The 25,255-nt window shown below is 50.2% G+C and carries 21 protein-coding genes, 1 tRNA gene and 1 pseudogene; 8 read left to right on the top strand and 15 right to left on the bottom strand.

Annotated elements, in window-relative coordinates; translation table 11 throughout:
- Both ACUW6V_RS19595 and ACUW6V_RS19590 read left to right on the top strand, forming a co-directional pair.
- Positions 1 to 387 (top strand): annotated as a pseudogene (locus ACUW6V_RS19595) (relaxase/mobilization nuclease domain-containing protein); the annotation flags it as partial.
- A gap of 525 nt (positions 388 to 912) precedes the next feature.
- Positions 913 to 1,227 carry a cell wall-binding protein gene (locus ACUW6V_RS19590; RefSeq protein ID WP_072061045.1) on the top strand — a complete coding sequence of 105 codons (315 nt, stop codon included), beginning with the start codon at positions 913 to 915 and terminating at the stop codon, positions 1,225 to 1,227.
- A gap of 49 nt (positions 1,228 to 1,276) precedes the next feature.
- Here the strand turns inward: ACUW6V_RS19590 and ACUW6V_RS19585 are convergent, their stop codons facing one another.
- The 10 genes from ACUW6V_RS19585 to ACUW6V_RS19540 all read right to left on the bottom strand — a co-directional run bounded on the left by ACUW6V_RS19585 (position 1,277) and on the right by ACUW6V_RS19540 (position 9,817).
- Complete coding sequence (locus tag ACUW6V_RS19585) at positions 1,277 to 1,702, bottom strand: hypothetical protein (protein WP_454038800.1); 426 nt, start codon at positions 1,700 to 1,702, stop codon at positions 1,277 to 1,279.
- Positions 1,703 to 1,796: 94 nt separating this feature from the next.
- Positions 1,797 to 2,195 carry a hypothetical protein gene (locus ACUW6V_RS19580; RefSeq protein WP_454038799.1) on the bottom strand — a complete coding sequence of 133 codons (399 nt, stop codon included), beginning with the start codon at positions 2,193 to 2,195 and terminating at the stop codon, positions 1,797 to 1,799.
- 9 nt (positions 2,196 to 2,204) lie between these two features.
- Complete coding sequence (locus tag ACUW6V_RS19575; RefSeq protein ID WP_454038798.1) at positions 2,205 to 3,809, bottom strand: hypothetical protein; 1,605 nt, start codon at positions 3,807 to 3,809, stop codon at positions 2,205 to 2,207.
- Positions 3,810 to 3,824: 15 nt separating this feature from the next.
- Positions 3,825 to 5,150 (bottom strand): tyrosine-type recombinase/integrase, encoded by a 1,326-nt coding sequence (locus tag ACUW6V_RS19570; RefSeq protein ID WP_454038797.1) that lies wholly within the window; start codon positions 5,148 to 5,150, stop codon positions 3,825 to 3,827.
- A complete protein-coding gene (locus ACUW6V_RS19565) occupies positions 5,101 to 6,369 on the bottom strand; it encodes a tyrosine-type recombinase/integrase (protein WP_454038796.1) in 1,269 nt (422 codons plus the stop codon). Before ACUW6V_RS19565 ends, ACUW6V_RS19570 begins: the two co-directional genes overlap by 50 nt.
- Positions 6,370 to 6,655: 286 nt before the next feature.
- The gene (locus ACUW6V_RS19560) at positions 6,656 to 6,970 is read right to left on the bottom strand and encodes a hypothetical protein (protein ID WP_454038795.1); all 315 of its coding nucleotides are present in this window, start codon (positions 6,968 to 6,970) and stop codon (positions 6,656 to 6,658) included.
- Positions 6,971 to 6,989: 19 nt separating this feature from the next.
- Positions 6,990 to 7,205: a helix-turn-helix transcriptional regulator gene (locus ACUW6V_RS19555; RefSeq protein ID WP_454038794.1), complete on the bottom strand. Its 216-nt coding sequence runs from the start codon at positions 7,203 to 7,205 to the stop codon at positions 6,990 to 6,992.
- A gap of 166 nt (positions 7,206 to 7,371) precedes the next feature.
- Entirely contained in the window at positions 7,372 to 8,181 is an 810-nt protein-coding gene (locus tag ACUW6V_RS19550; protein WP_000869873.1) for a DUF6387 family protein, read from the bottom strand.
- Between the two features lie 111 nt (positions 8,182 to 8,292).
- The gene (locus ACUW6V_RS19545) at positions 8,293 to 9,543 is read right to left on the bottom strand and encodes a tyrosine-type recombinase/integrase (protein ID WP_454038793.1); all 1,251 of its coding nucleotides are present in this window, start codon (positions 9,541 to 9,543) and stop codon (positions 8,293 to 8,295) included.
- A gap of 189 nt (positions 9,544 to 9,732) precedes the next feature.
- Positions 9,733 to 9,817 (bottom strand) — tRNA-Leu (locus tag ACUW6V_RS19540).
- A 259-nt stretch (positions 9,818 to 10,076) separates the two neighbouring features.
- Here ACUW6V_RS19540 and ACUW6V_RS19535 point away from each other — a divergent pair.
- From ACUW6V_RS19535 to ahr, 3 genes are all read left to right on the top strand, one after another.
- Positions 10,077 to 11,093: an HNH endonuclease domain-containing protein gene (locus ACUW6V_RS19535; protein ID WP_012125885.1), complete on the top strand. Its 1,017-nt coding sequence runs from the start codon at positions 10,077 to 10,079 to the stop codon at positions 11,091 to 11,093.
- On the top strand, positions 11,093 to 11,671 hold the full coding sequence (locus ACUW6V_RS19530; RefSeq protein ID WP_012125886.1) for a class I SAM-dependent methyltransferase: 579 nt from the start codon (positions 11,093 to 11,095) through the stop codon (positions 11,669 to 11,671). The genes ACUW6V_RS19535 and ACUW6V_RS19530 overlap by 1 nt, the downstream gene beginning before the upstream one ends.
- 108 nt (positions 11,672 to 11,779) lie before the next feature.
- Positions 11,780 to 12,799, top strand: a complete 1,020-nt coding sequence (gene ahr, locus ACUW6V_RS19525; protein ID WP_012125887.1) for an NADPH-dependent aldehyde reductase Ahr — start codon at positions 11,780 to 11,782, stop codon at positions 12,797 to 12,799.
- A 413-nt stretch (positions 12,800 to 13,212) separates the two neighbouring features.
- On the opposite strand, the gene ACUW6V_RS19520 is transcribed toward ahr, so the two are convergent.
- The 5 genes from ACUW6V_RS19520 to lptF form a co-directional block, all read right to left on the bottom strand.
- Positions 13,213 to 14,877 (bottom strand): DnaJ-like cysteine-rich domain-containing protein, encoded by a 1,665-nt coding sequence (locus ACUW6V_RS19520; protein ID WP_012125888.1) that lies wholly within the window; start codon positions 14,875 to 14,877, stop codon positions 13,213 to 13,215.
- Positions 14,878 to 15,456: 579 nt separating this feature from the next.
- Positions 15,457 to 17,100 (bottom strand): dihydroxyacetone kinase subunit DhaK, encoded by a 1,644-nt coding sequence (locus ACUW6V_RS19515; RefSeq protein ID WP_454038792.1) that lies wholly within the window; start codon positions 17,098 to 17,100, stop codon positions 15,457 to 15,459.
- Between the two features lie 60 nt (positions 17,101 to 17,160).
- Positions 17,161 to 17,628 (bottom strand): hypothetical protein, encoded by a 468-nt coding sequence (locus tag ACUW6V_RS19510; protein ID WP_454038791.1) that lies wholly within the window; start codon positions 17,626 to 17,628, stop codon positions 17,161 to 17,163.
- A 64-nt stretch (positions 17,629 to 17,692) separates the two neighbouring features.
- Entirely contained in the window at positions 17,693 to 18,775 is a 1,083-nt protein-coding gene (gene lptG / locus ACUW6V_RS19505; protein WP_007891268.1) for an LPS export ABC transporter permease LptG, read from the bottom strand.
- Complete coding sequence (lptF, locus tag ACUW6V_RS19500) at positions 18,762 to 19,874, bottom strand: LPS export ABC transporter permease LptF (protein WP_454038790.1); 1,113 nt, start codon at positions 19,872 to 19,874, stop codon at positions 18,762 to 18,764. The genes lptG and lptF overlap by 14 nt, the downstream gene beginning before the upstream one ends.
- Positions 19,875 to 20,143: 269 nt before the next feature.
- On the opposite strand from lptF, the gene pepA reads away from it, so the two are divergent.
- The 3 genes from pepA (at position 20,144) to ACUW6V_RS19485 (ending at position 25,156) form a co-directional block, all read left to right on the top strand.
- Positions 20,144 to 21,655 carry a leucyl aminopeptidase gene (gene pepA / locus ACUW6V_RS19495; protein WP_007780838.1) on the top strand — a complete coding sequence of 504 codons (1,512 nt, stop codon included), beginning with the start codon at positions 20,144 to 20,146 and terminating at the stop codon, positions 21,653 to 21,655.
- 181 nt (positions 21,656 to 21,836) lie between these two features.
- Positions 21,837 to 22,298, top strand: a complete 462-nt coding sequence (locus tag ACUW6V_RS19490; protein WP_014729699.1) for a DNA polymerase III subunit chi — start codon at positions 21,837 to 21,839, stop codon at positions 22,296 to 22,298.
- Positions 22,299 to 22,300: 2 nt separating this feature from the next.
- Positions 22,301 to 25,156 carry a valine--tRNA ligase gene (locus ACUW6V_RS19485; RefSeq protein ID WP_105573937.1) on the top strand — a complete coding sequence of 952 codons (2,856 nt, stop codon included), beginning with the start codon at positions 22,301 to 22,303 and terminating at the stop codon, positions 25,154 to 25,156.
- Positions 25,157 to 25,255 lie beyond the last annotated feature (99 nt).

Genomic DNA, 25,255 nt, shown 5'->3' with positions numbered 1-25,255 from the left:
CCTGCTCCTGCTCCTGCTCCTGCTCCTGCTCCTGCTCCTGCTCCTGCTCCTGCTCCTGCTCCTGCTCCTGCTCCTGCTCCTGCTCCTGCTCCTGCAAAAGATGTTGCAACAACGGATATTCCAAGGGAAAGCATAAGTGAAAAAATTGCTGAACTCGAACTACGACTCAGAGAAGACAGACGAAACGAGATCGTTGAAAAGATTCTTCAAAAGAATGCAGTTAAACAGCAAAAGCATCTTAGGTTCGTAGAGTGGCTCTCCTCCCTGAAGCATTACGTTGAGCTTCTAAGAAGCTTTGGTAAGACCATTCTTCACAAAACCCACACTACCTTTTCAACTATCTATGCAATGAAATCTTTAAACAAGGCGAGAAAAATTCGTTTATAGACAGTCAATTACAAATCCTTTTCGTAAACGCACTCTATCAAACAGTAATAAATTTGTGTTTAGTCAAGAAAATATTGATCGTTATTACAGATCGATAACTCAATTATGATAGCCAATGACTATCAAGTAACAATCATCGATCGGTACAAGCAATTTTACTAAAGCGAGTCGGTCATCGAGAATCTCTGTAAACGCACCATTTAATCTTCCAGATTGGGATAGCTATGGAAAACGAAACAATAAAGTGCCCGTTCTGTTTCAAAGAGAGCCAGTTCGGAGTACGTGTCTGCACTGGCTGTCACGCAACAATTAACTATGGTGTTGTTTCACCGTGGCTTGCTTTACTAATAGGAATTGTGCTGTTAGCGATTGCTTTCCTCATATTCACTATCAGTCAAAGTTTTATATTAACTGTCGTTATCTATTTTGCCTCAGCAATTTTTTTAAGATTTTATTTACGTAAGAAATTTGCACACAGAGCAGTTTTCACACACAAACATTAATTTAGTACAAAAGGGATTAAACATGAAAGCATATGTTATGCTTACAATCATTCTTTCTACTTTCCTATTAACCGCATGTAATTCTGAACCATCAGACAAAGACATCTATAATGCATTCAAAAGTGTTGTAGATAGAACAAACGCAAGTATGAAAGCTTTTGATTCAAGAGTTTCAGAAAAGGATCTTTTAAGAATCGATTATGTGAAGAAAGTTAGCTGTTCAGAAGAAGCAAATAATGTATATAACTGCATTGTAGATGCTTCTATTAGCAACAATAAACAGACAAAGCCAATTAAATTAGTTAAAGCTGATGGTGTCTGGAAAGAAGTTCAGTAACAGCCGCTATCAAACACTCTTTGTCAGCCCCTACATAGGGGCTTTTTTGCTACAGCCTAATGGTTCTTACGCGAACTTCATGGGTTAACTCTTTCTCAATTACTTTCATTTCATATTGTGTTCTGACAGTAGCATAGATTTCTTCTGCTTTTTCTTGATTGTTATCTATGTAATCAAGGAGAGAGTTTAACTCACTAAGAACAGCTTCTTTATTATTTAATTGCCTTAGTAAACTACTCGTCAGAGATTTATACACAGAACTGAACATCGTCATAATGTTGTCTATGTTGCGGTTAGAACGAGTGTATAGTTGTTTAGGATAGAAATATTTTAAGTGATAGCCAACGAACACCAAGTAGAGTTGGTGAGAGAAACTTTTATCGTGTGACTGATATTGTTTCGATATGTATTTATCTACGATGACAACAAGCTGTTCTTCCAGTGTCATTACTGAATTAAAATTGTTTTTGTCCATAAATTGCATCCTTGCAAAATTTGATTTTGTCTTCCTGACCATCTATAAATAGCATATAAACACCTCCTGTCAATAGATAAAACCTATCAAAATATTATTTTCTTGCTCTCTGTGGAAATTCTTCTTCAAGAATAGAAGCCAATATATTATGCCTGTAAGCATTTTCATGCATTCTTTGAATCATAAGCAGTAAATTATTATTTTCATATTTTAGTGCCGAATTATCCTTTTCAAGTCGTTCTATTCTTTTCGCCGCAAGGCTCAGACTACCGGGTAACTTCGTATTTTGGCGTTTAACCACACCAGATCTTTTTCTGGTCCTATACGCAACGACAATCTCACTATGCTGGCTTAATGCTTGCCGTGTAGGTACTTTACCTAAAATTTTTTTGCAAGCCACGCATAAAGAATCCCAAGTAAAATCAGGCTTACTCCAGGTTTCAATAAGTTTAACAATAGTTTTTATTTCTTTATCATAAAACTTTCTTGCCATATAATCTCCTCACATTAATATGTATTCAATTTCCAATCTTAAATCTTTAATTTTTTCCAGAATATATTTTCTTTTTCTTGGATCTGAATTTTGGATTTTTAATTCTAGTTTTTCAAATTTATCTTTAATCAAATTCATAATAATCGATTGTTCGTTAAATGAAGATTCTGAAATTTTTGTTTTTTCGCAGGTGTTTCTGTTCAATAGTTTCCTTGATAGTTCTGATAACTCGTTGTGAGACATATGATCATATACTGAATTCTGCTTAACACTCCTTCTCCCAGACCATTGCGCAATTTGTATCTCTGACAATATGCTTCGTTGAGCTATAGTATTAAGTAAATGTCTAATTTGATGGCTGCGGAAAATTGAAACAGGACCATCACAGTTAAAATGTATATTCCTATGAAATATGTTATTCATATTATCGGTGCGAAAATCCGCCCTAAAATACTTTGAAGATGCCTTAATTGTTGTAAAAATATCAGCACCCTTGATGGAGTCCAATAAATTATAATTTATGGAGCATAAATTAGCATTAATATTTTCAGAATTAACATTCTTTCGCTCTAAATAAATCCAGAATGCTTTTACACTGACTGTGCCATGTTTTATCTTAGACAAGAATTTTAGATTTTCTTGGGAGATATTTAATTGATTTATAACAAAGCCAAGTTTGTGGAGATCTTCAATTGTTAAACAATCAAACGCACTTTTGTTTAATGACTCGTATAAATTAATTTCCCCTGATTTTATTAACCGAGAAACAACCCTTGCATTCCTTGTAAGTTTTTTCAATCGCATGATAGCCTTTGAAGCTACAGAAACCATACAGTCTGGAATCCATTTTGTATTGTATCCAAAGCCCTTCAGAGAAAGAAATCGCAAACCATATCTTGATATGCCATTACTATCTTCAACTATAACTTCACAGTCCTCTTCCAAAAGCATAATTTCACTAATTCGAGATGGAGCACATAAGAGCAATGCAAAAATAGAAGATGTAAATATGTCCCTTTCATTAACTGGATTAGAGCTAAATATTTTACCAATAAAATCTATAGCCTTTTCATCAGGAAGTTTTTTCTGATTGGATAAATTTCCCATCGAATCCATTGTGCTATTTGTGTAAGCATCATATGCCTTAAATGGATATGACCATCGTGTAATGGATTCTGGCAACATTTCGTTCTTAGACATAAAAGAACATAATACCCTAAGATCTAAATATATTTTATAAGAAGTGGATATTGCAAAATTTTCTTGGACAATAGTCATAACTTCATCTAATACTTTATGATCTATACTTGAAACCTTAACTTCTTTATTTGTTTTAACTATGGCAATTTCTAACATCCTAAATAATCTCAGCACTCTGAAAGCTACAGATAAATCATGAAAGCACTCATGCCATACATATGCTTTTGCGAACTCTGCAATGTTATAATTCATTAATTTCTTATTCTTGTTCCCCATTCTAACCTTGATTCCGCTAAAAAATGTAATTCCGCCTCCCCAACTTGAATTATCCCACTCAAAATTTCCAAAATTTTTCGCATGAGCCTTATTAGCGATAATGAAGTTATTGATCATTCTATCATGGATTTCTTTCATCACTTTATCCTTCTTTTAAATGCTATTGATCATATCGTCGATAGAATTAGTTACTAACGATATTGCTGTATTATCAAAAGAGTTAGTTTTAGATCCACCGCAGTATTCTTCTATCAAATGCTTCAAAGAATCTAACTCTTGCTGAAGCTCTTTTCCCTCAATAAATTTGTTAGCCAGTGGCTTCATTAGTTCGTTTACAGCTTCATTAATCCTCTTGCCATTTTCCGCTGTATTTTCTATATAACTCATAACAGAATTGATTGAAGAATGGTCCAAAACATTTGCTATCAATGAAGGACTATAACCCAATTGTGCAACCTTAGTGCCTAATGAATATCTAAATCTGCGCGAATTTATACACCCCAGATAGGCTTGATATTCATTTATTGAACGATTTATAGTGTTCCTTATTTTTAGTGTTATGGCATAGGGGTTAAGTTTTAATCCACCACTTTCAATCATGTTTAGCTCAACACATCCTTTTTTGAATGGATATGTGTTTATAAAAATTGGTAGTTTTCTCTTTTGTTTTTCACTTAAATCGATTTTTAATGTGTCATTGACCAGCGAATTCACAGCTTCAACGAGATATGTCAATTGGCTGAAAAGCTCCTCTGGAATTTGTAATTTTCTAAACTCTTTTCTATATCCATTTCGTTGTTTAATTCTTGGGATATTGAGAAAGTACTCTCCATTAAAAGCTAAGAGATCACCAGCTTCAAGTTGAGATATTTGCATAGGTCGCCGCCCGGAATATGCAACAAGGAAGGTTAGCAGATAGTTTGACAGACTTATCTTTTCTTCCTTATAAGCTATCGCTACAGAATCGATAATTACCTTTAATTGCGAGTCACTAAAGGGACCTTTTTTATAATCATGTATCTTTATAGACTTGTTTGCATTTGTTTTTTTAACTTTAATATTTTCTAAAAATATGATTGCTTCTGCCGAAAACAAAGATGGGTAAAGACTACTCATCTTCATAAAAAAATATTTCACTGTCTCTGCATGTGTGTAATCTAATGAGCTCACAACTTTATAGTAATACTTTATGCAATCTTTAGAAAACAAGCTATCATTCGTATTACAGGCCTTAATGTAATGTTTTACTGCATAAAACATTTTCTTAGTATAACTGGCACTATAATTTATAGCGAAATATGCCAAAGTGGTTTTGATAGGTATATATGCACTGATGACCATTCTTAAAGAATCAATGTTCAATGTTATACTTTCACTTATCTTCCACTTGGAATAAGAAAAGTTCACTTTGAAATTACCATCCTTGGTTTCAAAAACCGAATATTGACTTTCTTGTAGCTTTCTTAGAGTTTGAAACATTGGATTTGTCCTCTACTATGTTTTTGAGTGGGTTAATAACAGCCATTATTTTTCGGCTTTCTTGTGCTATAAAAGCTTGGTTATAGATATCTGAGGTTGTACTATTCTTTTTCCACCCCATAAGATAATTTCTTACTTTCTCATAAGTAATATAATCCTGAGAGTTCGAATTCATGAGCATCATTTCTGAGAATTTCACATTCCAGGTATGTCTTAGCGAATGCCCCACAATATCGCTCAATATATTACTATTTTTCCTAATTTGTTCGAAAATTTTCTGATAACCTGAAATAGTCAATGCATGACCTAATTGACCTTTACTGCTATGAGTAACAAGCAGATAGCCATGCTCCCCAGCATGACACTGCTTACTTCTGAAATCACTAATATAATTCTGTATTAACTCAGTCAATTCTATACTCAATGGTATTTTTCTTTCTAAAGTTTTAACCAATGGTTGCCTTAATCGTGGTTCGTTTTGATCATCTGGCCTTCTTACTATGCATAGACTTTTGTGGACATAGTCAAAATCAACCAACTTAATATTAAGTAGTTCCCCTCCCCTAATACCTGTCTCTAACAAAATTTCAATTATTAGATTATTTCGAAACCTTACATGCTCCGAAAATGGATTATTCTTAGATTTAACGCTTACCATATCAGTCAAAGTTGTAACTTGTTCATTTGTCAATGATTTGCTTTCGCTTTCAATATTGTAATTCTTTCCGTTCTCTATTCTTGGCTTTATAAAATCAAATGCTCGACTGATTGTTTCATAACGAGAAGAATCAATATTATTGATAGCGATGTTATCAAAATACCATTTGACGTAATTTTCAACTGTCATTATCTTGAAATAAAGGGTTCTTTTAGAGACATGTTGTTCTCTAAGAATGCTTGTAACTTTCTCTAAGTCGTTTCTGTAAGTGAGGGCATTCATTAACCCGAATAAATATCCTTTGTTCGAGACAAGTTTTTCGATATCAGAATTTACCATATCAAAAACCCCCACATTCATGTCAGCATTATATCTTTCAAATAAAAGCAAAGCATTTGCTATTGCTTCCATTGTTGAAAATGAATAGCTATTTGTTCGTGAAATAACACTCATATATAAGTTAGGATAAACCAAGGGTAATCCGTTGCTCTCATTAATAATAATGCAACTTCTAATACCATCCTTGTTCTTCAATCTTTTTATTCTATATTTCAAAGTCATATCACCTCTATTTACATTTTATCGTCAGTGAAAATAAATAAAGCATATAACATAAGCAATTTACAAATATATTTTGCTGAATTTAACATTAATCCCTTTTACAATGACGCATCCCAGTCGAAAATTTATAATATCCCTCTAGAGGGATATTATAGTCCTTTCTTTTCACTTGAAATAGTTAACCCATTATTTTAAAAGGAATTAAAGGTGTTTTGTAAATCAAAAAGTAAATAGCACTATCATTTCAACAATGCAATTTACAAAATAGTACTAAATATAGGTTCATTCAAAGAATGGTTTTCAACCCAATCTGATATCGAATTATCCGTTTCGATAAATTTCTAATTTCATCTGGGCATTTAATTAGCGAGAACCATGTCTCATAAACATAAAACTGTTCGAAAATATTAAGCTCAGAGATCGAATCTAACGGTTCTCTTAGATTCCCCACTAAATACTGGCTTAACCAGTAAACAATTTTTCTGTTAAACTCATTATCAGGTAAATCGTAAATCGCTCCGGGTTCCAAAATTTCACAAAAAAGTTCCTGACCCAGATTACACATATGGTTATCTTCACTCACAAATTCTTCGATATTCATAACATGTCTCCCAAATTAACTAAGCAACATTATTTCGACTTGTTTCGATAACGGACTGAATCCAGGTATCAATCTCACTTTCAACGAAAGCTACTGCACGAGTTCCAATTTTGACAGGGGCAGGAAACTTACCATCTTTGATCAGACGATAGACCCAGGCTTTGCCGAAACCAGTTCGTTTCAAGACTTCTGGTAAACGAATTAAGCTTTGATTGGTTGTATCGGTTGTATTCATTTGGCTACCTCCTCCGCTTCCGTTACGAAGATATTAGCCACACAGATTTGTATCTATGAAGGGAATGCTGATAACTGAAAAGTTAGATGAGGGAAGAATGAAAGGAAATTCCAGGGAAGAAAAATATTTATGCCCTCCCCTTGACAATTAACATGATGATTTACAACTAGAAAGAGCCTAGTTCTGAAATCGGTATGTTGAGGAGATGGCTGTTTTTGCTGATAAAATGTTCCAGACTACGGGTTGTTTCTCCACTCAATGACTTCTCTGCAACAGGCCTGTCTGTATCTTTAATGTGATCTTCTCCTCTGATCTCACTTGTAAAGTCGGGATACAAGACACGAGACAAGATCATATTTGAGATTTTTACTTTTTTAAATTTTGCCCAAATCAATAGATCCATCATTGGGATAATATTGTAATCGACAAGTTTTCTTATTTTTGCAAGTCCAATTTTTTCTGTTTTGACTGGCTCAATTTCATATTCTTTCCTAAGATCTGGTAACATCGTTTGTAAGGTTGTTATAATTTCTTCATCGCTGGATAATCCTAAATCAAAGGAAACATACATCTTGCTACTATTTTGGTTTAGAAAAAAGTCTCTCATAGTTTTTGTTATTGGTTTCTTTTTCAACTCTTTTTTGAAATCACCATTTTCTTCAAAAAAATCCATGCTAAACATTATTAACTTGTTCTCTAATTTTTTTATATCACCAAAGCTAACCTGCGCAACATGTCTTTGACCCTTGCCAAAATGACCATGATTATTATCTCGTCTGCTTAAAATAGGATTGCCTTCAAGGATAGACCTTAAATTTTGATTATCATCTTCCCATCCAAAATTTACACTGTCAAAAATCGCTTCTCTAAAGGCAAGCTCAGTATGCAGTTCTTTGATTGTAAGTGATTTTAACTGCTCATAGTTTTCGAGACTAAACCAGCTTTTTAATTCTTCATAAGGACTTACTACTTTCATTAATCCCTCCACTGTATTCAAAGCTTGAATGAGTTAACACTGCTTATTTGATTTAATTCTCCCTTAACAAGGTTGATAAGGGAGAACGATTAATTAACTACTTATTCATAGTTAAGTCTTTTTAAAATCAAATGGTGAAACTTGTCGTATTCTAAGGAGGTCAAGGTAATCGGCCCACCACTGCAACATAAGCTTTCTCTCATCAAGGTGCTCTGCTTTATGAATGTAGGCAGCACGAACTGAGTTCCGCTCCTGATGGCTCATTTGCCGTTCAACAGCATCTTTCGACCACAAGCCGGATTCAATCAAGGCACTACAAGCCATAGCCCTGAATCCATGTCCACAAACCTCCACGGTTGTGTCATAGCCCATAGACCTCAAAGCCTTGTTTACCGTATTTTCACTCATAGGCTTTCTGAAATCATGGTCGCCAATGAACACGAGTTCATGATCACCGCTGATCTCTTTAATTTCCATCAAGACAGCCAATGCCTGACAACTCAAAGGAACAAGGTGTGGAGTTCGCATTTTCGAACCACGATGTGAATGTTTCACTCCGGGTAATGGCTCTCGCTCTGCAGGAATAGTCCACATAGCATTCTCGAAATCGATTTCCGACCATCTTGCAAATCTGAGTTCACTGGAACGAATGAAAATGAGCAATGTCAGCTTCACGGCTAACTTCGTGAGTTTCCTACCTTTGAAGTTATCAATTCGTTCTAAGAGTTCTGAGAATCGTTCGAATGGCAAAGCTGGCCTGTGGGTTCTTTTGGCTACGGCAATAGCTCCTGCCATCTCCTGAGCAGGGTTGTAATCTATCAGCCCATTCTGGACGGCATATCGCATTACTGCTGTTGTTCTTTGCTGTAGGCGGGAAGCAACTTCCAATCGCCCGGAAGCTTCAACAGCCTTGATAGGTGCAAGAAGATCTCTGGTATTAAGCTCGGATATTTTTCTTTTACCGATTGCAGTAAAAAGACCATCTTCCATGCTTTTTAGAACTCTCTCGCTGTGGGAATCTGACCATTTTCTTCTACAAGCCTTATGCCAGTCCCTGGCAACAGATTCAAAAGTAAGAGCTTCGCTCTGCTCGATTTTGTCGGCTTTTTTCTTCTCAGAAGGGTCGATACCATCAGATACCAACTTTTTGGCTTCATCTCGCTTCCTGCGGGCTTCACCAAGAGAGACCATTGGATAAACACCCAATGCTAAAACTTTCTGTTTGCCATCGAAACGGTACTGTAATCGCCAGTACTTCGAGCCGTTAGGATTGATCAGCAGGTGCATACCCTGCCCATCTGTGAGTTTGAAGGGTTTGTCGGAGGGCTTGGTAGTCCTAACTTTGATATCGGTGAGAGCCATCAGTTGATACCTCCAGTGTTGGTACCAAAATCAATCGAACCGGGAATACCATCAGTTATACCATCATCGGTTGGTATATGTTCAAGGAATTGAGTAGACGTGAACAGACTAAGCCAAGTCAGAAATTCGCTTAACTTACTGTTTTTGTGGACTAAAGTAGACGTTAGTGGACTTGAAAAAAGCTTTGTATGGTGCCGAAGGCCGGACTCGAACCGGCACGTATTTCTACGGTTGATTTTGAATCAACTGCGTCTACCGATTTCGCCACTCCGGCACGGAAGGGATGCGGAAAACGTTGGGATTATACCTGTCAGGGGCCGCCATGCAAGCAGCGCTCTTGCGCCGTCCTGTCGAGTGCTGAAAATTTCAGCATAACGCATCCTCCTTTCTCCATCCTTTCCGTCTTCTTCCCGCTCACAAATTCATCAAAACAATCATTTGCAGGTTTACATCACCTTTCATTTGTTATGTGATCCTGTAACGGGCTTCACTACCCATGCGGCTCGCCCTCTCCTCCCCTGACAGGACAACATATGGATTTTTTCGAGAAAGATCCCACGCCGGAAAACTACTGGCGCGGCGTGATCCTTTTTGGAAACAACTTCGCGACGTACAAGTTCGCGCTGGCGCAGGCGCTGTATGAGGTGAAGCGCGAAAACAGCCTCGTGAAGCTGGAAGATCTGGCGCTGCCGTTCAGCACGCATATCTGCGCTCACCTCAGAGAAGCGCCTAAGCAAATCCTCAATATAAAGCGTCCTGGTCAGTTCATCCTTGCCTGTCAGCAGTTTAACCAGCAGGAGATAACGCAGGGGCAGCTTATCGAGGCGACGGTCAGGCACGGGTTTAACGTCGTGCTGAAGGCGTTTCACAATGTCAGCGGCGGGCCGATCGCGAAACCGTTTTTCATCAACGAACCGCGCGCCCACAAGGCCATTCGCCTGACGGATGACTTTTATCGCCTCACGGAAACCACACAGTTCGCGAATCTTACGCAGGAAACCGACGCCCGCTGGCGGCTGGTCGAAAAAGCCTGGCAGATGAACCTGCCGCCGCAGTTGCTGGATGTCCATTACGACCCCGAGCAGGAAACCCTCTTCACCCGCTTAAGCTCATCGCGCATTGCGCTGACGAGCTGTCGCAACAGCCTGAACGGCTACCAGAAAGGCCACTGTTTTTACTGCAACGCGCCCATCAGCCTTGAGAAACATCACCCGACGCTTGCCGATGTCGACCATTTTCTGCCGCTTGCCGCTCAACTGCCGGGCGTGAATCTCAACGGCGTCTGGAATCTGGTGCTTGCGTGTCGCAGCTGTAACCGCGGCGAAAACGGCAAATCCGCCCGCGTCCCGACGCTTGCGCTACTGGCACGGCTGCACGCCCGTAACGAATACTTTATTAACAGCCGCCTGCCGCTGCATGAGGCAATCATTAACCAGACGGGTAATAATGAGCGCCAGCGTAAAACCTTTTTGCAGGATGCCTGGAACGCCGCCTTTGCGAACCGTCTGAGGCAGTGGGCGCCTGAGCCACAACAGGAGCTGATTTTCTGATGACGCAGAACTATTACCAGGCCCACGCGCATGAATTTTTCGAGGGCACCGTCGCGGTCGATATGTCCTCGTTATATGACGCATTCACCCCGCACCTGCCTGCGGGCGCGCGTGTTCTGGACGCAGGCTGCGGCTCCGGGCGCGATGCGCTCGCGTTCCGTCAGATGGGCTACGAGATTGAGGCGTTCGACGCCTGCGGCGAACTGGTCGCGCTGGCGCGGGCGCACAGCGGCCTGCCGGTAAAGGAGATGACGTTTAGCGAGCTTGATGCGGTTGAACGCTACGACGGCATCTGGTGCTGCGCGTCGCTGCTGCATCTCTCGCATGACGAACTGCCCGCTGCCATGCAAAAGCTGTCGGCCGCGCTGAAGCCCGGCGGCGTCTGGTATCTCTCGTTTAAATATGGCGAGGGCGAGCGCGAACAGCAGGGGCGGCGCTTTACCGATATGAACGAAGCCCGCCTGATGACGCTGCTGGCCGCCTTTCCTGAGTTGTCGCCGCAGGCATTATGGGTGACGCAGGATAAACGCCCGGAGCGCCGCGAGCAGTGGCTCAACGGGCTGCTTGTAAAGCGCTAACCCTGCCCTTATCCCCTTTCACACTTTGAGCCATGCTCAGTGCGTGAACGGCCTCTGTAACCTGAATGTTCTACAATCTCCGGGATATCCACAACAAAGGAAACCGCGATGACCATCATCAAAAGTTACGCCGCGCATAAAGCTGGCGCAGAGCTTGAGCTCTATGAGTACGACGCAGGCGAGCTGAAGCCTGAGGATGTGGAGGTTGAGGTTGAGTACTGCGGCATCTGCCACTCCGATCTCTCGATGATCGATAACGAATGGGGCATTTCGGCGTATCCGCTGATTGCGGGCCACGAGGTGATTGGCCGCGTCAGTGCACTGGGTGGCAGCGCGCAGAACAAGGGCCTGAAAGTGGGCCAGCGCGTCGGTATCGGCTGGACGGCGTCAAGCTGTGAGCACTGCGACGCCTGTATCAGCGGCAACCAGGTGAACTGTCAGCACGGCAGCGTGCCGACCATTCTGAACCGCGGCGGCTTCGCTGATAAGATTCGCGCAAACTGGCAGTGGGTGATCCCGATGCCGGAAGGCATCGACGCCGCGTCCGCCGGTCCGCTGCTGTGCGGCGGCATCACGGTGTTTAAACCGTTGCTGATGCATCACATCACTGCCACCAGCCGCGTCGGCGTGATCGGCATCGGTGGTCTCGGCCATATCGCTATCAAGCTGCTGCGCGCGATGGGCTGTGAAGTGACGGCGTTCAGCTCGAATCCGTCGAAAGAGCAAGAGATCCTGGCGATGGGCGCGGATAAAGTGGTGAATAGCCGCGATCCGCAAGCGCTTCAGGCACTGGCCGGTCAGTTCGATCTGATTATCAACACGGTGAATGTGTCGCTCGACTGGATGCCGTATTTCCAGGCGCTGGCCTGGGGCGGGAATTTCCACACCGTCGGCGCGGTGATGAAGCCGTTCGAAGTACCGGCGTTTTCGCTCATTATGGGCGATCGCAGCGTCACCGGCTCCGCGACCGGCTCGCCGCACGAGCTGCGCTCGCTGATGAAGCTGGCGGCGCGCGCCAAAGTGGCACCGCAAACCGAAGAGTTCCCGATGTCCCGTATCAACGAGGCGCTGCAACACGTGCGCGATGGTAAAGCGCGCTACCGCGTGGTGCTGAAAGCGGATTTCTGACTAGTAAGAGTAAAAAGCAAAGGCGCCGCAGGGCGCCTTTTTTAACCGTTGTAGATAGTGGGTTCGCGAGAGATTTTCCAGGGTGGGTGTGGCTGCGGATTTCATGGTGGGTGCGCTTCGCTTACCCACCCTACAAAACCCTGGCCTCACCGTAGGGCGGGTAAGCGTAGCGCACCCGCCGCCCAACCCATGCACGTTTCTCCGCAGGGCGGGTAAGCAACGCGCACCCGCCACCCAACCCATGCACGTTTTTCCGTAGGGCGGGTAAGCAAAGCGCACCCGCCACCCAACCCATACACGTTTTTCCGTAAGGCGGATAAGCAACGCGCACCCGCCACCCAACCCACGCATGTCCTTCGTAGGGCGGGTAAGCGCAGCGCACCCGCCATTAATGCCCACCGCCGGCAACGCGCTTACTGCCTTAACTCCGCCACTTTCTGAATCAACTCATGCACCGGCACCACGCCATAGAGCATCTCGTCCTGCGAGATCCAGACCGGAGCCACCAGCAGCAGCGCGGTGGCGATAACCATCGAAAGCACCGCGCCGAGCAGCCAGCGGCTGCGCAACCGCCCTTGCTGTTTGCCCCACGCGGTGAGCGGCTTGCCGAACTGCCGGTTCAACCAGTGGCTTCGCCACAGATACCCCACCAGCGTGCCCACCAGCGCGATGCACAGCATCGGTATGCCATGCACCATCGCGATACCCTTTAGCCCGGCTTCCACGTTCCACACGTCATTAATATGGCCAGGTGCCGTCAGGTAAATGCGCCCGGTATCGAAGTTCATCATTCCCTGCCGCTGCCAGGTCGTTACTACCGGCAGTAGCAGATACATCATCAGCGCGGTAAATAGACTCCACTTCGCCAGCGACCAGCGCTGTACCGCGCTGACCAGACTGCCGAGGCTTTCGATCGCCTCGTTAAGATACGGCGTGGCGAAGGCGCGGTTGAGCGCTTCACGCAGCGCGTCGCCCCGCTTGCCGCGACTATGTTCGATAAGCATCGCCTGGTGCGCTTCCGATTCCATAAACGTCTGCACCGTTTTACGGCTGGCGGCCCCTACCCGCGGGTTGCGCCGTTTGCCCGGCGTCGCCTGGCGCACCAGCATATCGAGATCGTTTTTCAGCAGCGCCTGCAATACGTGCCCGGCGTCGAAAATATGCGGCGTCACGCCGTAGAGGATCCAGCGAATCGGCTCTTCGCCCGCTTCCGGCAGCGGGCTCTCCATTCGGCCAAAGGGCACGTTCGCGTCATAGAGAACATGCACGTCGCGGCGCGCGTAATCGACATCGTTATCCATCAGCGCAACGGGGCCGTAACTGCCGAGCGACGGTACGCCTGCCTTGTATAATCCCTCGCGGATATACTCCGGCACGTCCGCCTGCGGGTAAACGAGTTGGTAGTCCGGCGTGGCGGTCGCTTTCAGCGACGTAATGTGTGAAATCATCCCTGTGCCGCTACACGGTGAGCATTGTTTGTTGCCGGAGCCGCCGCAACTGTTACAGGTCACTCTGCCGCCGTAACAGGTGGGGCAGCTCTCGTAGTAGTTTTCGGTGCGGTTTTGTTTGGTGTAATGGTCGTAATAGCTGCGCTGGCGCATTACCTGACCGCTGCCGCCGCAACCATAGCAGGACGTTTTTCCGGAACCGTGGCACTGGCCGCAGTTGACCGAACCGCTGCCGTGACAGTTGTTGCAGTTTTCCGTCAGGCAGACCTGCATTGGGTGAAGATAGACCACCTCTTCGCTTTTCCAGTCGCCGTAAGGCCGCGAGAGCAGCGACGCCCGCGCGTCATCCAGCGTTTTGTCGCGGGCGAGGATGGCGCTGGTCTGCGCCTGTAAGGCGCGCTCGTACTCCGTGCGCGAGTGGCAGACATCAGTATTAAGGCCCGCGGAGACCCGCCCCGCCTGGGTTGCCGTGTCGGTGCGGACATTAAAAATCAGCCGCAGGCTTATCTGGTAGTGGAAATCGATATAGTCGACAGGCACGACGCTAAGCTCACCCGGCTCAAGGCGCGTGGAGTCGCGGACGAAGTTCTGGATGGTGGTATCGCAGGCGGCAAGCCAGGCGTCTTTCATGATGTCTCCTCAGGCGAAATGACCCGTCAAAATGCAGGCCGCCGTCAGAGTGGGCCGCTCGTCGCTTTTTAAGGGGGAAGAGGCGGAATGGTAGCATAGCGAGGCGCAAGGCTATGCTCCTGATTCTGGTGGGGAAGAGGGATTGAGGTGGTGGGGATTGAGGTGGTGGGTGCGCAAGCTTACCCACCCTACGGGTAGCGGCGATGGGTTCATGGTGGGAGCGCAAGCTTACTCACCCTACACGGGAAGTGGTGGTGAGTTTTATGGTGGGTGCGCAAGTTTACCCACCCTACAAGGGAAGTGGCGGTGGGTTCATGGTGGGTGCGTAAGCTTACCCACCCTACACGGGAAGTGGCGGTGGGTTCATGGTGGGTGCGCAAGCTTACCCACCCTACACGGGAAGTGGCGGTGAGTTTCATGGTGGGTGCGCAAGCTTACCCACCCTACACGGGAAGTGGTGGTGGGTTCATGGTGGGTGCGCGAAGCTTACCCACCCTACAAAACCTTGGGCTCACCGTAGGGCGGGTAAGCGAAGCGCACCCGCCTTAACGCCACGCCCACACCCGCCTTACAGAAAACTCACTCACCCTGGGTTATCGCCTTAAACACGCCTGCGACCGCCACGGCGCCCGGATCTTCCACTCCTGCGAGGTTATCGCTCCCCACATAGGACGAGCGCCCGGCTCTGGCCTGGCCCATCTGCGCGGTGGCTTTTGCGCCCTGCTCCGCGGCCTGCGCGGCGGCGGCAATCCCTTTGTCTCTTAACGCTTCCAGCGCCGGTTGCAGGGCGTCGATGAGCGTCCGATCGCCTGGGGCCGCGCCGCCGTAATGCTTCATCTGCGCAAGACCCGCCAGCAGCGCGTCGGGCAGCGCTGCGCCATCGGCAACCTTCTGCCCGGCGGCGGTAAAGAAAATCGACATCAGCACGCCGCTGGAGCCGCCCATCACCGTCGCAAGACGCTCGCCGATGAGCTGCAACAGCGCGGCGGCGTCGTTCAGCGGCAACTGATTATTCGCAAGCTTCTGCGCGATATCCCGCGCGCCTTCAGCAAAGGTGGAGCCGGTATCGCCGTCGCCCACTTTCGCATCAAGCGCGTTAAGGTGCGCTTCCTGCGCGATAAGCGCGGCCGTGGCGCGGTCCAGAAGCCTGCGCACGTGTGGATTATCGGAAGGCGTGGCCTCAACGCTGTCACGCACCAGCGGGAGCGACTGCGCGTGCGGCTCGCCGAACGCCACCGGCACTATCCAGCCTGCGGTCTCCACCGGCGCGTTCAGCGCCTCTGTGAAAATGTCGTTGAGCGGCAACAAAGAGAGCGAAAAACCTTTCATGTCGAGCGCGCTCACGAGCGGCGCGGGGCCGATAAGCCAGTCGATGCGGTCTTTCAGCGCCGAGCGCGACAGCTCACGGGTCAGCAGCGCCATCTCCAGCGCAGACGTGCCGCCGAGGTTATTAATCAGCACCGCTAGGCGCGCGTCGGCGGGCACCTGCGCTGTCAGGCTCTCCACCAGCGTCGCCACAATTTCCCGGCTGTTCTGGGTGCCGATCGTACTGGCACCGGGCTCGCCGTGAATGCCAAGCCCCAGCTCAGCCTCGCCCTGTTTGATACGCCCGTCTTCGGTGCTTCCCGGCAGGCTACAGGTCTGCAGCGCCACGCCGAGGCTTTTCACCGCGTCGCTCGCCTGCTGCGCCAGCGCGCGCACGTCGCTTAACGATTTGCCCTGTTCGGCGGCGAAACCGGCGATTTTATGCACCAGCGCCGTGCCGGCGATGCCGCGCGGCTGTTTGTTATCCGGCAGCGCGACGTCGTCAGAGACAATCACCATCTCCACTTTCAGCCCGTGGCGTTTGGCTTTCTCCGCCGCCAGGCCGAAGTTCAGCCGGTCGCCGGTGTAGTTTTTCACGATGAGCAGACAGCCGTGGTCGCCCGTCACCGCCACAATGGCGTTCAGTACGGCATCCACGCTCGGCGAGGCAAAGAGATCGCCGCAGACGGCGGCAGTGAGCATTCCCTTACCCACAAAACCTGCGTGCGCGGGCTCATGGCCGGAGCCGCCGCCGGAGATCACCGCGACTTTGCTTTTATCCCAGTCGCGGCGTGCCACGATGCGAATCGCCGGGTCGATATCAAGGCGGGTGAGGTTCTGGTGGCGGGCGCTGAGGATAAGCCCGTCAACGGCGTCGTTGATAAGGCGTTTACGGTCGTCAAAAAAGAATCTGGACATGGTTTCCTGCGAATCAGTGAACGGTATGCAAAGCATAGCCGTTTCGCAGGCAAGCGGCGGTCAGAGGCCGTATTCGCCGTAACCGCGCCGCTTTTGCAGGCGATCCAACCAGCGGCCAGCAAAGTGAACGCCCACTAACACGGCGGCCAGAAACGCGGTGTGCAGCCAGAAGGCGACACGCCCGTCGAAGATAAAAAAGCTCAGGATGAAATACGGCAGCGTGGCGCTGGTTATTGCAAAAAGCAGGTGTTCGCCAAGCGAGAACAGGCGCAGCACCTCGTCAGCCTCTTTCTCCTGTGGGGAACCGGCGGTCACCACGCCCACCGCCAGGCTGCGGCGATCCACATGCCGTGCGAGCAGCGCGAAAAGCAGCGCCAGCACAGCGAACACAGCCCCCTCAAAGACCAGCCACGGCAGCGGATCGCGAAAATAAAAGTAAGCGCCCACTATCAGAATCATCAGCAGTGCTTCAGGCACAAAGGCGAGATGCGCGAAGAAAAGGAGGAACAGCGAGGCGAGTCTTTTCATGGCTTCCCGGCAAACGTGAAAAGCGAGGAACCGCACTCCCCCGAGCGAGGGAGTGCGCAAGGCATCAGGCGCGTTTCATCAGCAGCCAGAGGCTTATCAGGAAGAAGCTGGCGCTCGGCAGCAGCGCGCCGATAATCGGCGGAATGCCGTACACCAGGCTCAGCGGCCCGAAGATTTGGTCCAGCACGTAGAAGATAAAGCCGAAGCTGATACCCGTTACGACGCGCACGCCCATCGGCACGCTGCGCAGCGGTCCGAAGATAAACGACAGCGCCATCAGCATCATCACCGCCACAGAGAGCGGCTGGAAGATTTTGCTCCACATGTTGAGCTGATAACGGCTGGCATCCTGGCCGCTCGCCTTCAGATATTTGACGTAATTACGCAGCCCGCTTATCGACAGCGCGTCTGGATCCAGCGCCACGACGCCGAGCTTGTCCGGCGTCAGGTTAGTTTTCCAGGTGCCGGTCAGCGTCTGGGAGCCGGTGATCTGCTGCGGGTTTTTCAGGTTTGACTCATCCACCTGCGACAGACGCCACAGCTTGTGTTCAGCGTCAAACTTCGCGTTCGCGGCGTAGCGGACCGATTCCAGACGACGCTTATCGTTAAAGGCGTAGATGCTGATACCGCCCAGCTCGTTTTCGCCTTTTACGCGTTCGATATACACAAAATTATTGCCGTCTTTTGCCCACATCCCCTGCTGGGTCGAAAGCAACGAACCGCCATACATCTGCTGCGCGCGCAGGTTGCGGGCCATCTGCTCGCCCTGCGGTGCCACCCATTCGCCGATAGCCATCGTGAAGATTACCAGCGGAATGGCGGTTTTCATCACGGAGGCGGCCACCTGCATACGGGTAAAGCCGGAGGCCTGCATAACGACCAGCTCGCTACGCTGCGCCAGCATCCCTAACCCCAACAGCGCGCCAAGCAGCGCGGCCATCGGGAAGAAGATCTGGATATCTTTCGGCACGCTCAGCAGCGTGTATGTCCCCGCGCCAAGCGCGGTGTAGCTGCCTTCGCCGGTCTTTTTCAGCTGATCGACGAATTTAATAATGCCCGACAGCGACACCAGCATGAACAGCGTCATCATTATGGTGTTGAAAATTGTTCTGCCGATATACCGGTCGAGAACGCTAAATCCCAGCATCGATCACTCCCCGACGAGCAAAGCGGGCGCGGATGCGGCGCATTGGCACCGTGTCCCACAGGTTCAGCGCCACGGCCAGCGCCAGATAAAGCAGGTTAACGGCCCACATCCAGATCAGCGGATCAAGCTTGCCTTTCGCGCCGTTGGAGCGCAGCGAAGTCTGGAGCAGGAAGAAGATAAGATAAAGCAGCATCGCGGGCAGCATTGAGAGCACGCGGCCCTGACGCGGGTTGACCACCGAGAGCGGCACGACCATCAGCGCCATCACGATGACCGCGAACACCAGCGTCAGACGCCAGTGAAACTCGGCGCGCGCCGATTTGGAGTTAGCCTGCCAGAGCGTTTTCATGTCCATCTGCTCGGCGTCGTCCGGGTCCAGCGCGACGGCCTGGTGGCCAATGATCGCCTTATAATCTTTAAAATCCGTGATACGGAAATCGCGCAGCATCGCGGTGCCTTCAAAGCGGGTGCCCTGATTGAGCGTCACCACCTGCGAGCCGTCCTTACGCTGCGAGAGTTCGCCAGAATCGGCGACAACCACAGAAGGACGCGCGTTACCTTTCGGGCGCAGTTGCGCCAGGAACACGTCTTTGAATTTGCTGCCGTCCACGCTTTCGATAAACAGTACCGCGTTACCGTCGGTCGCCTGCTGGAACTGGCCCTGCGCGAGCGCCGCCATGCCGGGGTTGGCTTTCGCCTCCGCGAGCACTTCGTCCTGATGGCGCGACGACCACGGGCCTGCCCACATCACGTTCACCGCCGCGACAATGCCGGTCAGCAGCGCGAGTACCATCGCGGCTTTCACCAGCACCGCTTTACTCAGCCCGCAGGCGTGCATGACGGTGATTTCACTTTCGGTATAGAGCCTGCCAAGCGTCATCAATAGCGCGAGGAACAGGCTTAACGGCAGGATGAGCTGCGCCATTTCGGGCACGCCCAGACCAAGGAGCGAGAGCACGAGGTTTGTCGGAATATCGCCGTCCACCGCCGCGCCAAGAATTCTCACCAGTTTCTGGCAGAAGAAGATCAGCAGCAGGATGAACAAAATCGCCAGTTGGCTTTTGAGCGTCTCCCGAACCAGATATCTTATGATTATCACATTAAATACGCCTGTGAATACGAGTCTTTTTGCAGGAAAATCGCTTGTTTCATGGCTTAAACGTCATTTATTCTCTTGAGTCGTCGAAAAGATCGCTAAGATTACTTATCTTAACGGCTTCGCGCTTCAAGCGTTGCTGACGAGCCGAAACCAAAACAACATTCGTTAAGATTAACACGAAGTCATCGCAACAGCGGAGCAAGAGTTACGAAGTGGTTAATTCTATCTGTAGCCGCCGCCGTTGTCTTTAAGATTCAGGAGCGTAGTGCATGGAGTTCAGTGTAAAAAGCGGGAGCCCGGAAAAACAGCGCAGTGCCTGCATTGTTGTAGGCGTCTTTGAGCCGCGCCGTCTCTCTCCCATCGCCGAACAACTCGATAAAATCAGCGACGGCTATATCAGCGCCTTGCTGCGTCGCGGTGAGCTGGAGGGCAAACCGGGCCAGACCTTGTTGCTTCATCACGTTCCGAATGTGTTGTCAGAACGTATCCTGCTTATCGGCTGCGGCAAAGAGCGCGAGCTGGATGAGCGTCAGTATAAGCAGGTGATTCAGAAAACCATCAATACTCTGAATGATACCGGATCGATGGAAGCGGTTTGCTTCCTGACCGAGCTGCACGTCAAAGGCCGCAACACGTACTGGAAAGTGCGCCAGGCGGTAGAGACGGCGAAAGAGACGCTCTACAGCTTCGATCAGTTAAAGACGAACAAGAGCGAGCCGCGTCGTCCGCTGCGCAAAATGGTGTTCAACGTGCCGACCCGCCGTGAACTCACCAGCGGCGAGCGCGCGATTCAGCACGGTCTGGCAATCGCCTCCGGCATTAAAGCCGCTAAAGATCTGGGCAATATGCCGCCAAACATCTGTAATGCCGCGTATCTCGCCTCTCAGGCGCGCCAGCTGGCCGACTCCTTTAGCAAAAACGTCGTCACCCGCGTGATTGGCGAACAGCAGATGAAAGAGCTGGGCATGCATTCGTACCTGGCGGTGGGCGAAGGCTCGCAGAACGAATCCCTGATGTCGGTGATTGAATATAAAGGCAGCAGCGAGCCGGACGCCCGTCCGATTGTGCTGGTGGGCAAAGGGCTGACCTTTGACTCCGGCGGCATCTCGATTAAACCGTCCGAAGGGATGGACGAGATGAAATATGACATGTGCGGCGCGGCGGCGGTGTACGGCGTGATGCGCATGGTGGCCGAGCTGAACCTGCCGGTGAACGTGACCGGTATTCTGGCGGGCTGTGAAAACATGCCAGGCGGACGCGCGTATCGTCCGGGCGACGTGCTGACAACCATGTCCGGCCAGACGGTGGAAGTGCTGAATACCGACGCCGAAGGCCGTCTGGTGCTGTGCGATGTGCTGACGTATGTCGAGCGCTTCGACCCGGAAGTGGTCATCGATGTGGCGACGCTGACCGGCGCGTGCGTGATTGCGCTTGGCCATCACATCACCGGGCTGATGTCGAACCACAACCCGCTGGCGCATGAGCTTATCAGCGCGTCCGAGCAGGCGGGCGACCGCGCCTGGCGTCTGCCGCTGGCGGACGAGTTCCAGGAGCAGCTGGAGTCGAACTTCGCGGATATGGCGAATATCGGTGGCCGCCCTGGCGGCGCGATTACCGCCGGGTGCTTCCTGTCGCGCTTTACGCGTAAATATAACTGGGCGCACCTGGATATCGCCGGCACCGCCTGGCGCTCCGGCAAGGCGAAGGGCGCGACTGGCCGCCCGGTTGCGCTGCTGTCGCAGTTCCTGCTAAACCGCGCCGGGTTTAACGGCGAAGAGTAAGACGCTCTCCCTCTCTCCGTTGGGGAGAGGGAATCGCCCGACGCGCTGACAGACGGTGGGTGCGCTTTGCTTACCCACCCTACAAAAAACCACCATTCCGCTAAAAAGACTCGCCCTACCCGAATCAGGGCGACGTTTGCAGCCAACAACGAGGCAACGTGAAACACCACGGGTATCGCTTATGAAGAACGCAACGTTTTACCTGCTGGACAACGACGACACCGCCGACGGCCTGAGCGCCGTGGAACAACTGGTGTGCGACGTTGCCGCTGCGCGCTGGCGCGCAGGGAAACGCATCCTGATTGCCTGCGTCGACGAAGCCCAGGCCACCCGCATCGACGAAGCGCTCTGGAAGCGCGACCCGGACAGTTTCGTGCCGCACAATCTCGCAGGTGAAGGGCCGCGCGGCGGCGCGCCGGTGGAAATAGCCTGGCCGCAAAAACGCGGCAGCAGCCCGCGGGAGCTTCTGATAAGCCTGCTGCCGGAATTCGCAGCTTTTGCCACTGCTTTCTATGAAGTGGTAGACTTCGTACCTTACGACGAATCCCAGAAACAACTGGCGCGCGAACGCTACAAAGCCTATCGCGCCGCCGGTTTCCACTTGACCACGGCCACCTTCACGGCGCCCGGAACGACACAGTAGAAATGGAAAAGACATATAACCCCCAAGATATCGAACAGCCGCTTTACGAGCACTGGGAGCAGCAGGGCTATTTCAAACCCAACGGCGACGAGAGCCAGGAAAGCTTCTGCATCATGATCCCGCCGCCGAACGTCACCGGCAGTTTGCATATGGGTCACGCCTTCCAGCAAACCATCATGGACACCATGATCCGCTACCAGCGCATGCAGGGTAAAAACACCCTGTGGCAGGTCGGCACCGACCACGCCGGTATCGCGACCCAGATGGTCGTCGAGCGTAAAATCGCTGCTGAAGAAGGGAAAACCCGCCACGACTACGGGCGCGACGCCTTTATCGACAAAATCTGGGAGTGGAAAGCGGAATCCGGCGGCACCATCACGCGCCAGATGCGTCGTCTGGGTAACTCGGTGGACTGGGAGCGCGAGCGCTTCACCATGGATGAAGGCCTCTCCAACGCGGTGAAAGAGGTGTTCGTCCGTCTTTATAAAGAAGATCTGATCTATCGCGGCAAGCGTCTCGTGAACTGGGACCCGAAACTGCGCACCGCCATCTCTGACCTGGAAGTGGAAAACCGCGAGTCAAAAGGCTCGATGTGGCATATCCGCTATCCGCTGGCGGACGGCGCGAAAACCGCCGACGGCAAAGATTACCTGGTGGTCGCCACCACGCGTCCGGAAACCCTGCTGGGCGATACTGGCGTTGCCGTAAACCCGGAAGATCCTCGTTATAAAGATCTGATCGGCAAATACGTCGTGCTGCCGCTGGTTAACCGCCGCATCCCGATCGTCGGCGACGAACACGCCGATATGGAAAAAGGCACCGGCTGCGTGAAGATCACGCCGGCGCACGATTTCAACGACTACGAAGTGGGTCGTCGTCATCAGCTGCCGATGATCAACATCCTGACCTTTGACGGCGATATCCGTGAAAGCGCGGAAGTCTACGACACCAAAGGCAACGAATCTGACGTTTATTCAAACGAGATCCCGGCGCAGTTCCAGAAAATGGAGCGCTTCGCCGCGCGTAAAGCGATCGTGGCGGCGGTCGATGAACTCGGCCTGCTCGAAGAGATCAAACCGCACGATCTGACCGTGCCTTACGGCGATCGCGGCGGCGTGGTTATCGAACCGATGCTGACCGACCAGTGGTACGTCCGTGCCGACGTGCTGGCGAAACCGGCGGTGGAAGCGGTAGAAAACGGCGATATCCAGTTCGTGCCGAAGCAGTACGAAAACATGTATTTCTCCTGGATGCGCGATATTCAGGACTGGTGTATCTCCCGTCAGCTCTGGTGGGGCCACCGCATTCCGGCCTGGTACGATGCCGAAGGCAACGTCTACGTAGGCCGCAGCGAAGAGGAAGTACGTCAGGAAAATAACCTGTCCGCAGACGTCGCGCTGCGCCAGGACGACGACGTACTGGACACCTGGTTCTCCTCCGCGCTCTGGACGTTCTCCACCCTCGGCTGGCCGGAAAACACCGACGCGCTGCGTCAGTTCCACCCGACCAGCGTCATGGTCTCCGGCTTTGACATCATCTTCTTCTGGATTGCCCGCATGATCATGATGACCATGCACTTCATCAAAGATGAAAACGGCAAACCGCAGGTGCCGTTCAAGACCGTCTACATGACCGGTCTTATCCGCGACGACGAAGGCCAGAAGATGTCCAAATCTAAGGGCAACGTGATTGACCCGCTGGATATGGTGGACGGCATCACGCTGGAAGAATTGCTGGAGAAACGCACCGGCAACATGATGCAGCCGCAGCTGGCGGAGAAAATCCGCAAGCGCACCGAGAAGCAGTTCCCGGAAGGCATCGAGCCGCACGGCACCGACGCCCTGCGCTTTACGCTGGCGGCGCTGGCCTCTACTGGTCGCGACATCAACTGGGACATGAAGCGTCTTGAAGGCTACCGCAACTTCTGCAACAAGCTGTGGAACGCCAGCCGTTTCGTGCTGATGAACACCGAAGATCAGGATTGCGGCTTTAACGGCGGCGAGAAAGTGCTGTCGCTGGCCGATCGCTGGATCCTGGCGGAATTCAACCAGACCGTGAAAGCGTACCGTGAAGCGCTGGATAACTTCCGCTTCGATATCGCGGCGGGCATCCTGTATGAATTCACCTGGAACCAGTTCTGCGACTGGTATCTGGAGCTGACCAAGCCGGTCATGAACGGCGGTTCGGAAGCTGAACTGCGCGGTACCCGCAACACGCTGGTGACCGTGCTGGAAGGTCTGCTGCGCCTCGCGCATCCGATCATCCCGTTCATTACGGAAACCATCTGGCAGCGCGTGAAAGTGATTGCCGGTATCGATGCCGACACCATTATGCTCCAGCCGTTCCCGGCGTTTGATGCTTCCCGCGTGGACGACGCGGCGCTGGCGGATACCGAGTGGCTGAAGCAGGCTATCATCGCCGTGCGTAATATTCGCGCCGAGATGAACATCGCGCCGGGCAAACCGCTGGCGCTGCTGCTGCGCGGTTGCAGCCAGGACGCGCAGCGTCGTGTTAACGACAACCGCGGCTTCCTGCAGACGCTGGCGCGCCTTGAAAGCATCACAGTGCTGCCTGCCGATGACAAAGGCCCGGTGTCGGTGACCAAAATTATCGACGGTGCCGAGCTGCTGATCCCGATGGCAGGGCTGATTGATAAAGACGCCGAGCTGGCGCGTCTTACGAAAGAAGTGGCCAAAATCGAAGGCGAAATCGGCCGCATCGAAAGCAAACTCGGTAACGAAGGCTTTGTGGCCCGCGCGCCGGAAGCCGTTATCGCCAAAGAGCGCGAAAAACTGGCGGGCTATCACGAGGCAAAAGCCAAACTGATAGAACAGCAGGGCGTGATTAGCGCGCTGTAAGTCAGTTGAATAAAAGCCGGGACGACCCGGCTTTTTTTATGGCGGTATTTCGCAAAAAAAACGGCGCTCAACTGAGCGCCGTTATGCTTTTAGCGGGCC

It is taken from the genome of Cronobacter sp. 153480017-3, assembly GCF_053627815.1.
The sequence above is the reverse complement of the archived record's forward strand: the minus strand, read 5'-3'. Positions and strand labels throughout refer to the sequence as shown.

Bases quoted from the DNA above. Each gene is read 5' to 3' on its own strand.
- ACUW6V_RS19590 (WP_072061045.1), top strand. From the start codon at position 913: ATGAAAGCATATGTTATGCTTACAATCATTCTTTCTACTTTCCTATTA.
- ACUW6V_RS19585 (WP_454038800.1), bottom strand. From the start codon at position 1,702: ATGGACAAAAACAATTTTAATTCAGTAATGACACTGGAAGAACAGCTT.
- ACUW6V_RS19580 (WP_454038799.1), bottom strand. From the start codon at position 2,195: ATGGCAAGAAAGTTTTATGATAAAGAAATAAAAACTATTGTTAAACTT.
- ACUW6V_RS19575 (WP_454038798.1), bottom strand. From the start codon at position 3,809: ATGAAAGAAATCCATGATAGAATGATCAATAACTTCATTATCGCTAAT.
- ACUW6V_RS19570 (WP_454038797.1), bottom strand. From the start codon at position 5,150: ATGTTTCAAACTCTAAGAAAGCTACAAGAAAGTCAATATTCGGTTTTT.
- ACUW6V_RS19565 (WP_454038796.1), bottom strand. From the start codon at position 6,369: ATGACTTTGAAATATAGAATAAAAAGATTGAAGAACAAGGATGGTATT.
- ACUW6V_RS19560 (WP_454038795.1), bottom strand. From the start codon at position 6,970: ATGAATATCGAAGAATTTGTGAGTGAAGATAACCATATGTGTAATCTG.
- ACUW6V_RS19555 (WP_454038794.1), bottom strand. From the start codon at position 7,205: ATGAATACAACCGATACAACCAATCAAAGCTTAATTCGTTTACCAGAA.
- ACUW6V_RS19550 (WP_000869873.1), bottom strand. From the start codon at position 8,181: ATGAAAGTAGTAAGTCCTTATGAAGAATTAAAAAGCTGGTTTAGTCTC.
- ACUW6V_RS19545 (WP_454038793.1), bottom strand. From the start codon at position 9,543: ATGGCTCTCACCGATATCAAAGTTAGGACTACCAAGCCCTCCGACAAA.
- ACUW6V_RS19535 (WP_012125885.1), top strand. From the start codon at position 10,077: ATGGATTTTTTCGAGAAAGATCCCACGCCGGAAAACTACTGGCGCGGC.
- ACUW6V_RS19530 (WP_012125886.1), top strand. From the start codon at position 11,093: ATGACGCAGAACTATTACCAGGCCCACGCGCATGAATTTTTCGAGGGC.
- ahr (WP_012125887.1), top strand. From the start codon at position 11,780: ATGACCATCATCAAAAGTTACGCCGCGCATAAAGCTGGCGCAGAGCTT.
- ACUW6V_RS19520 (WP_012125888.1), bottom strand. From the start codon at position 14,877: ATGAAAGACGCCTGGCTTGCCGCCTGCGATACCACCATCCAGAACTTC.
- ACUW6V_RS19515 (WP_454038792.1), bottom strand. From the start codon at position 17,100: ATGTCCAGATTCTTTTTTGACGACCGTAAACGCCTTATCAACGACGCC.
- ACUW6V_RS19510 (WP_454038791.1), bottom strand. From the start codon at position 17,628: ATGAAAAGACTCGCCTCGCTGTTCCTCCTTTTCTTCGCGCATCTCGCC.
- lptG (WP_007891268.1), bottom strand. From the start codon at position 18,775: ATGCTGGGATTTAGCGTTCTCGACCGGTATATCGGCAGAACAATTTTC.
- pepA (WP_007780838.1), top strand. From the start codon at position 20,144: ATGGAGTTCAGTGTAAAAAGCGGGAGCCCGGAAAAACAGCGCAGTGCC.
- ACUW6V_RS19490 (WP_014729699.1), top strand. From the start codon at position 21,837: ATGAAGAACGCAACGTTTTACCTGCTGGACAACGACGACACCGCCGAC.
- ACUW6V_RS19485 (WP_105573937.1), top strand. From the start codon at position 22,301: ATGGAAAAGACATATAACCCCCAAGATATCGAACAGCCGCTTTACGAG.